The organism is Flavobacterium sp. FG19 (genome assembly GCF_057809475.1).
Genome location: NZ_JBMDKA010000037.1, coordinates 44,062 through 53,113, shown reverse-complemented (window position 1 = coordinate 53,113; position 9,052 = coordinate 44,062). Strand labels below are relative to the sequence as shown.

At 37.9% G+C, this 9,052-nt stretch carries 8 protein-coding genes; 1 reads left to right on the top strand and 7 read right to left on the bottom strand.

The genetic code is table 11. The features are described 5' to 3' along the window. The 5 genes from ACODST_RS25125 to ACODST_RS25105 all read right to left on the bottom strand — a co-directional run. Nucleotides 1-376: 6-phosphogluconolactonase (locus ACODST_RS25125; protein ID WP_488934843.1), on the bottom strand; the 376-nt coding region annotated here is incomplete at its 3' end. A 161-nt stretch (nucleotides 377-537) separates the two neighbouring features. Then, nucleotides 538-1,911 (bottom strand): sugar MFS transporter, encoded by a 1,374-nt coding sequence (locus ACODST_RS25120; protein WP_488934842.1) that lies wholly within the window; start codon nucleotides 1,909-1,911, stop codon nucleotides 538-540. A gap of 32 nt (nucleotides 1,912-1,943) precedes the next feature. Further along, nucleotides 1,944-2,870: an NAD-dependent epimerase/dehydratase family protein gene (locus ACODST_RS25115; protein ID WP_488934841.1), complete on the bottom strand. Its 927-nt coding sequence runs from the start codon at nucleotides 2,868-2,870 to the stop codon at nucleotides 1,944-1,946. Nucleotides 2,871-2,875: 5 nt separating this feature from the next. Next, on the bottom strand, nucleotides 2,876-3,979 hold the full coding sequence (locus tag ACODST_RS25110) for a phosphotransferase enzyme family protein (RefSeq protein ID WP_488934840.1): 1,104 nt from the start codon (nucleotides 3,977-3,979) through the stop codon (nucleotides 2,876-2,878). Nucleotide 3,980: 1 nt separating this feature from the next. Beyond that, a complete protein-coding gene (locus tag ACODST_RS25105; protein WP_488934839.1) occupies nucleotides 3,981-4,889 on the bottom strand; it encodes a sugar phosphate nucleotidyltransferase in 909 nt (302 codons plus the stop codon). A 321-nt stretch (nucleotides 4,890-5,210) separates the two neighbouring features. Here ACODST_RS25105 and ACODST_RS25100 point away from each other — a divergent pair, with 321 nt between their 5' ends. Further along, complete coding sequence (locus ACODST_RS25100; RefSeq protein ID WP_488934838.1) at nucleotides 5,211-6,251, top strand: LacI family DNA-binding transcriptional regulator; 1,041 nt, start codon at nucleotides 5,211-5,213, stop codon at nucleotides 6,249-6,251. Here ACODST_RS25100 and ACODST_RS25095 read toward each other — a convergent pair whose 3' ends face one another. Next, entirely contained in the window at nucleotides 6,252-6,887 is a 636-nt protein-coding gene (locus ACODST_RS25095) for a sugar-binding protein (protein ID WP_488934837.1), read from the bottom strand. 61 nt (nucleotides 6,888-6,948) lie between these two features. Further along, on the bottom strand, nucleotides 6,949-8,814 hold the full coding sequence (locus ACODST_RS25090) for a T9SS type A sorting domain-containing protein (RefSeq protein ID WP_488934836.1): 1,866 nt from the start codon (nucleotides 8,812-8,814) through the stop codon (nucleotides 6,949-6,951). Nucleotides 8,815-9,052: the final 238 nt, after the last annotated feature.

Below are 9,052 nucleotides of genomic sequence, written 5' to 3'. Positions count from 1 at the left end.
CGTCGGGAACATGGGCATTTTCAGGTAAAATATCCACATGATCAAACAGCAGTTCTTTCATAAAACGAACATAACTGTTGATGGAGTTGGGTTCCATTGGGTAGTATTCATCCAGATTAAAACTGATTACGTTTTTAAAACTCAGTCCTTCTTCTTTATGAAGTCTTACTAGTTCTGCATACAGTCCTTTTGGAGAAGATCCTGTTGCCAGACCCAGAACACAGGATTTGTTTTCTTTTTGTTTTGACCGGATCAAAGCCGCTATTTCCTGAGCTACTTCTTTGGAAGCTGCTCCCGAATTTTCAAAAACAACCGTATTGATGTTTTCAAAACGCTTTTCAAAACCGGTTGCCTTGTCGATTTTACTTTTTAACATTGTTGTTATTTTTAGTATGTTTTGATTTAAAATTAAAGCGCCTGTTAGTTTAAAAAAAGGCATAAGTTGGGCTGAAACACTTTCAAATACAAGATTTAAGTGCTTAATTACAATACTTTATAAATGTTGTATGTTTTGTGTCCTGAGAGTATTTCAGGGATTTACCATTTCCTGTATTTATGTCCCTGAAAAGCAAAAAATACAATCATCAGATAGGCTGGCAGTAGTATCAAATAAGCGATCTGATTACCGCTTTTTGCTGTTTCGGCCATTCCCGCCGCTTCATTAGAAGCATTAATCGTATCTGCCAGCAGACCGTAAAGTAACGGAAATACGGCTCCGCCAATAATTCCCATAATTAGTATGGCACCGCCAATTTTGGTGTATCCGCCTAAATCCTGAAGTGCCATAGGCCAGATCGCCGGCCAGCACAAGGCATTGGCCAAACCTAATAAAGCCACCAGAATAATGATAACAGGCAGTTCCGGAATTCCCGGCAGCTGAATCATCATTTTCGGGGATAACATTACAATTAGAAAAACCAGAATAATCCCCAGAAATCCGGATACTTTTAATGCAAATACCTGCGATACGTATTTTGGAATTAAAGTAATCCCGAGTATATACCCCAGCACCATAAAAGTCATCGTAAACGAAGTGAGTTTTAAATAAAAAGAGCCGCTTTCGCCGTATACGCCTAACTGTTTTCCGAATCCGCCAATAGAATCTCCGGCCAGAACTTCAGCCGCGATATACACCATTAGGGTAATAACTCCAAAGACAAGCTGCGGATGTTTAAACGCTTCTTTAATCTGCTTTAAAATACTCATATGTTCTACCTGACCTTCATCATCTAAATTAATTTCAGGAAGCGGGGAATATTTGACTAAAACCGCCAGTGCCAGCATGATAAAAGCCATATAAATATAAGGCGTTTGTAATTGCAAAGCCAGCTGATCCAGGGCTGTTTCTTTCTGAACCTGCGTCATCACGGCAATTTTATCGGCTGAATAATCTCCTATATTAGATAAAACAAGCGATGTTAAAAGCAGCGGAGCAAGAAAACCGGCTAATTTATTAGCAATTCCCAATACACTGATACGGGCTGCCGCGCTTTCACGGGGACCAATTACCACGACATAAGGATTTGCCGCCGTCTGTAAAACTGCCAAACCTGTTCCCATAACAAATAAAGCCACTAAAAACAGGGCAAAAGTGCGCGCTTCTGCCGCCGGATAAAACAGCAAAGCGCCAATGGCAATAACGAACAGTCCTAATGAAATACCATTTTTATACCCTACTTTTTCGATTAAAAACGAAGAGGGTACCGCCATAACAAAGTAAGCAATGTAAAAAGCAAAGGTCACAAAATACGACTGAGATTCGGTTAACTCACAGGCTAATTTAAAAAAGGGGATCAGCGGCCCGTTAAGCCAGGTTACGAATCCAAAAATAAAAAACAGGGAGGTTAAAATAACCATGGGAATCAAAGTACTGTTTTGATCTTTTTTTAGGGCAACATCTATTTGTGACATATTCTGGATTGGTTTTAGTTATTATTCTGAATTTATTTACTGACTAGTTCCTGATGATAAAAAAGGATGGTTTCTTCTAAGGCCTGATCAAGGGTATACTTCGGTTTAAAACCTAACTGATTAAACTTTTCAGGATTGGCTCTGGAATGTTTGATGTCTCCCGGTCTTTCTTCTAAAAATTTAATGGAAGACTTTGAATTGGTAATACTTATAATTTTTTCGGCCAGTTCCAAAACCGATGTACTGTGTCCTAAAGCAACATTATAAGTTTCGTCTCCTTTTTGGGAAGCCAGAATATTGGCTCTGACCACATCTTTTACATAAATAAAATCCCTTGTCTGCGAACCGTCACCATAAATTGTTATGGGTTCGTTCTGCAGGGCTTTATTAATAAAAATAGGTACTGCCGCTGCATAAGCCGACTGCGGGTTCTGACGCGGGCCAAATACATTAAAATAACGCAGAGAAGCGGTTGGCACTTTATACTGGTCAAGATACATTTTTAAATAATACTCCCCGTCCAGTTTGGTTATTGCATAAGGGGTCATAGGTTCCGGAAACATGGTTTCTACTTTGGGCAGCACGGGATTGTTCCCGTAATTAGCCGCCGATGTTGACAGCACTACTTTACAGCCTGCATTTTGTCTGGCCGCTTCCAGTATATTAATCGTTCCGATAGTATTGATTTCTATACATTCTTTTATTTTTAATAAAGATTCCGGAACACTTACCAAAGCAGCCAGATGAAAAACAGCATCTGCCCCGCTGATAACTTCCTGTACTACAGCTTCATATCGGATATCTCCTTTTACCAGTTCCGCCTTTATTCCGTTCAGGTTATGTTCGAACCCCGTTCTAAGACTATCAAGTGCTAAAACCTGGTGTCCTTCGCCTGCTAAATATTCGGCAATATGGCTTCCTATAAAACCGGCACCTCCGGTAATGACATATTTTTTCATCTTTTTTATTTTAATGATCCTATGAAATTCAGATTGTATTCTTCCATTTCCCTGAATTGTCGGGAAAGGCTTTCAATAAGCTTAAACTGGTTTTTGGAACGATCCAGATTGTGTTCCGGATATTCGGTTTTATAATACACATCGTCATTTAGAAAATCAGTTAAAAAACGAAGTGCCATTATAAATACCATGGTTTTGGCTCCAAGCGGCAGGTATTTTATTTCAAGTGTTGAAAGGGATGCGTTTGTTTTTTCCAGAAAACCTTTCACATAGGCTTTGTAAAACTCCAGATTGAAATGTACGAGCTCCAGATTTTTTTCGTCTTCGGCAGCCGTATTACAAATCGTCCTTATGGCATCGCCAAAATCATAATGGATAATTCCCGGCATAACGGTATCGGTATCAATAACACAAAGTCCTTTTTTGTTGGTATCAAAAAGTGCATTGGAAATTTTGGTATCGTTATGGGTCACCCTTAGTTTTATTTTTTTACTGTCTTTCAGATTTTGAAGAATATGCATTTCTTCTTTTAAATCCTGAACCTTTTTTATTAAAGCTTTCGCCTGCTCCATTCTCTGCCCGGAAGCTTCTTTTAAAGCGGCGTCAAACTGACTGTAACGAAAAGCCATATTATGGAAATTCGGGATGACTTCAATTAATTTACGGGCATCAAAATCGCTGGTCAGGTTTAAGAATTCGCCAAACAATTTTCCGCCTTCATAGGCAATTTCTTCGCTCTTAACGGTTTCAAAAGTCAGACTTCCTTCTATATAAACCATTACATTCCAGAAACTGCCATTCTGATCCAGATAATAAAAAATCCCTTTTTTAGTACCTATAAAAGTTAAGACCCTGCGTTTAAGTTCTGCCTCCGGTAAATGTCTGAGTTTTTTCTGCAAATGTTTACTCACACTGACTTTATTGGCAATAAGCCCCGGAACATCTTTAAAAACTCCTTCGTTAATGCGCTGCAGGATAAACTGTTTACCAGTATCGACTGTAACGAGATAGGTATCATTGATATGACCGGAAGACAGTTCTTCAAAGGTTTTAAAAACCTCTGTATGGTCAAACTGTTTGAATATAAATTTTAACTGATCGGCTGTCATATTACCAAAGATTTGCGGGATACACTTTTTGAGCTCTTAACTTTTCAATTTCTTTTTTTACGATTTCCTTATCTTCTTTATAGGTTACCCCAAACCATTTCGCATTAGACTGAAGTACTTCAACTGAGGCGTTGTCTGATTTTAAAATTTCACTTACAACAGAGGTAATAAAGAATTCTGCTTTTAAATCCTGATCATTTTCTTTAAGGAACTGTTCAAAAAGGGCACCTCCAAATTCGAAACATTTAGGTGTAAAACCCCAGAAATTCATAGATACAATAGTGTTTTCATCAATTGGGATAAACTCACCGTTATCATCTTTACGCATCAGTCTGCCGTCTATTTTTTCGATATGGGTACGTTCTGTTACGTCTGTCAGGAAATTATTTTCGTCTACCTGACATTCTCCTCTGGATACAAAACCGTGATCTGAAACGGTATTTTTAAGCAAATAAGCCATCATATTGAAATTATAGGATTCTTTATCCATTTCGGTCAGGGCTTTGGCCATGATTTCGAAGGCTTCTTTTCCGTAAAAATCATCGGCATTAATTATGGCAAAATTTTCGGTTACCTCATCTTTTGCCATTAATAAAGCGTGGCCGGTTCCCCATGGTTTTTTTCTTTCCGGATTCAGGTATTGAGGCGGTACATTTTCTATTTCCTGAAAAACATAACCTGTTTCGGCTTTTCCTTTCAGTTTTTTATCAAAAATCTCCCGGCACTCTTCTTCAATATTTTTACTTATAATAAATACAAATTTTCCAAAACCTGCCTGTAATGCATCATATATCGAAAAATCCATAATTGTATCTCCTTCGGGCGTAAATGTATCTAACTGTTTCAATCCTCCATACCGGCTTCCGATACCTGCCGCCAAAATCACGAGAGTAGGTTTATTGCTGCTCATCTAATTAGTAGTATTAATTGGTTATTATTTTTAATTTTTTTTTGTCTTCTTACTCTTTTTTCTATCAGCTGAAATCAAAGGCAAATTCTCAATTAGCAGTTTTTAAAAACTTCTTTATTAAATCGAAAAATAAATATTAATCTGACAATTTTTAAGTTAATATACTAGACTATCTCATTAATATTCGGCTAAAGTATAGATTAATATTCTATAAAAAAAGGAAATTGTGTTAAAATGTGCTCGAACACAATAAAAAATGTTTTCGAACACATGTAATTTAATATTTTGAGATATTTGATTTTTATATATATTTGTTTTTATATGGAAAAGATTTATACGATTAAGGATATTGCAGAACTGGCAGGAGTCTCAAAAGGCACTGTAGACCGTGTTTTGCATAAGAGGGGAAAAGTATCTGAAGATGCCTTAAAAAAGGTAAATGAGGTTTTGGATAAAATTGACTATCAGCCTAATCTGATGGCGCGAAGTTTAAAGAAAACCCAGATCTACTCTATCTGTGTCCTGCTTCCTGATTCGGCCGGCGATCCGTACTGGCAGCCTTGTATTGAGGGGATCAACGAAGCTAAAAAAGAATTTAAATCTTTTAATGTAAAGGTCGAGATCTTTCTTTTTGACCCAACCAGCACTTCGTCATTTGTAACAACTAACCAAAAAGTACTGGACAGTTCGCCTGATGCTGTTTTACTGGTTCCTTTATTTCATAAGGAAGCTATTGAAGCTATAGAACATTATAATTCTAAAGGTATTATTTCTAGTATATTCAACAACCAGCTTAAATCAAATGCGATCAAAAGTTTTGTGGGACAGGATTTGTTCCAAAGCGGCAGAATTGCGGCAAGACTATTAGATCTCCTTATCAAAAAAGGCACCATCGCTATCGTTCATATTGACGAAGATTACGAAAATGCCATTCACATGCAGGAAAAAGAAAGAGGTTTCAGGGATTATTTTACAAATCTTGAAAAAGCTGTTTTTGAAATTAAAACTTTCAAGGTCAAACATCCTCAGTTTAAAAGTACACTTAAAGAGTTTTTAGAAGCCAACCCTGATATTGAAGGTCTTTTTGTAACAACTTCCAAAGCTTATCAGGTTGCTAAAATCCTGGCCAAAAAACCTGAAAAGAAAATTGCACTTGTAGGCTATGATTTATTAGAAAACAATCTGGAATACCTCCACAATAAAACGATTGACTTTTTAATTCATCAAAACCCAAAAAGACAGGCGTATCTGGGCGCTGCCAGCCTGATCGAACATTTTATTTTCGAAAAGGAAATCAGTCCTGAAAAACTGCTTCCGATTGATATTGTCAATACTGAAAACGCTAAAGATTATTCTCTGTAATCAGCTTAAAACAAGGGCTCCGAAAGCACTCTGAATATGAAAATCAGGTGTTTTTGTATGGGGATCAACCCAGGTAATCCACACTGGTTCATAAACCAAACGGGCATTCTGGCTGTATTTTGCCCTGAAAAGTCCGGCTTCGATAACATTGTCCTTAATCAGCTCAAAATCTTTTAAAGAAGAAATACTGATGGCAATTTCGACCGTAAAATAAGCCTGAGCGATATTCGATTTTACGTTCAATTGACCTTCAGACCAGTTCCAGTCATAATCAAACTTTCTGCCCGGATAAGCAATAAAATCCATTACTCGGGGTCCCGGATCAATTTCCAGACAGTAATACGGATTTAAAGATGCATCTTTTCTCATGAAAATTTCAACACGATCCGAATTAGCTATATGCGCTTTTGTATCACCGCTTTTGTCTGTATACACATTTTCATCATACACTTTAAACAAAAAAAAGAGCTGTTCAGTATCCCATAACGCTCGTAATTCTATCTTTTTTGGAATGGCGGTATCCCAGGGAGAAGTAAAATCAGTTAGTAATTCTGCTTTCTGCCAAAGCTCATGATCTCCTGAACCATTAATCTGCAACGTATTTTTTTCGATTCTGTTTACGTGGTATTTTTTCATTTTTAAAAGGCTTATAGTATAAAAAAGGGAGCAGAAAAAAAGTTTCTGCTCCCCAAAGGTACTATTTTAAATAAATTTTATTGTGGGTTATTTCACCGTCGGCATTAATCTGAAGGATGACTAGCTGCGAACTGACTTTCAAATTGGAAATATTAATATTTACAGCATCGACCGTACTAAAATCCTGTTTTAAAAGTTCTCTTCCGTTTAAATCCAATACTGAAATACTGGCGGCGCTAACACTCTTTCCGAAACTGATATTGATTACATCTGAAGCCGGATTTGGGAAAACAGCAAATACCGGAGCTGGTTCTTCTACTGCTGCTGTTTCTACCGCTGCTTTTTTAGCCGTCGATCCTGTCTGCAGTTCCGAACATCCAATATCGACACGTCCGTTTCTTTTTCGGATATCATCATCAAAATCCAGGGTTCCGGAATAGGTACTATTGTAAACAGGATCTCCTTTGTCTGCAGCAAAAGCACCGGAAGTTAGTGTGAAATCAAAAATAGAAGCGTTTACAAATCCCGGCAGTCCCACTACCGAATTTACATCCTGTCCGGTTGTTGTGGCAAATTGTGCCGGATTATACGATCCGGTTGTGGAACTTCCGTTAAAACTGGTTCCGGTTAAGTCGATAATAAAATCGGTATTTCCTTCTCTGTAAAACAAATTGTAATTGGAAACAAAACTGGAAATAGAATATCCGTAGGAAGCCAAAAGTGCTTTTTTACCAGTGGTTGCATACATGATATTGTTTTTGAAAGTAATTCCCGAGCTGTTCTGAAAATGCACTTCCCCGCCGTAAATATCGGCAATGGTCCCTACTGCCACTCCGTTAATAGTAGTCACTCCGTTAATTACGGCTCCGGTTCTGTTTTTATAGAAGGTATTGTTAAAAATCTTTGTATTCTGAACACTGGTCGTATAACCACTGCCAATAACGCCGCCAAAAATAGCTCCCGTCACGACATTGTTGTACACAGAATTGTTGTGAATAAGATGCCCGGTTGAAACACCACCGTTTCCGGTCGACGTATTCTGTTCAGCCCCAACCGCAAGTCCAACTCCGCAGTTGTACACTTCATTACGTTCAACGGTACAGTTTAACGCCCCGTCAATATAAATACCTGCACTATTGGCTACGGCACTCATACAGTCAAAAACTTCGTTGGAAGCAATCACACCATTTCGGGCCTGATTGTTTGCAGCTGCCCCGGTTGACAAATAATTTCCTGCAGCCACGATTCCGATATTGGCAATGTCATACACGGTATTTCCTGAAACCGAAAATCCGTTTACGTTTCCGGTAACCGTTACGGCTTCACCCCAGCCGGTGGCGCAGTTGTTTACTTCGTTATTATCGATTTTTACATTGGTAATCGCATAGGTACCGCTGCCGCCGTCAACCTTAATAGCATTCGCTACAATTCCGCTGTTGGCCGGAATCGAAGAAAGGTTGTTACTAATCCATCCGATATTTCTAACGATACAGTTTTTAATGGTAATATTGTTTAAATTGGCTGTGGCACCGGAATTGGCTAAAATCCAGATTCCTTTACTTCCGTTACCAATTTTATTGGAAATCGTTAAACCGTCTATGGTAACATTACTGGTATTTACGATTCCTAAAACATAAGTATCAGTGCTCGTCCAGCCCGAAGCATTAATTACTACAGATCCCGACCCGCTTTTTTGGATCGTTAATGGTTTTCCCACATAAATAGGCCCTGTTGCCGGATAAGTTCCCGGAAGTACCAAAACCGTTCCTCCCGAAGGTGCCGCCTGAACTCCTTTTACAATAGTTTTATAAGGCAGTGCAGCGGTACCGGTACCGGTAGTGTCATCTCCTGTTGTAGCTACATAGGTTTGTGAAAAACCTTGTATAAAGCAAAATAAAATAAAAAATGTAATTTTCTTGATTTTCATAATTTTGATATTTTGGGGTTAACAACTAAAAAAAATGATAGATAGAATATTGCAATATTTTTCTATTTTAAAATCAGTCTTTCTTTTCTGTCATCACACAAAAATGCATGGTGATTTCGGTGCTGTTTTTTCTCTCCTAAACAGCTCAAAAAGAACTTATTTCTGACTAAAGTAACTAATGTATCTTAATTCGCAAGAAATAAATGATAAAAAATGTGTTCGTACACAAAATTTAATG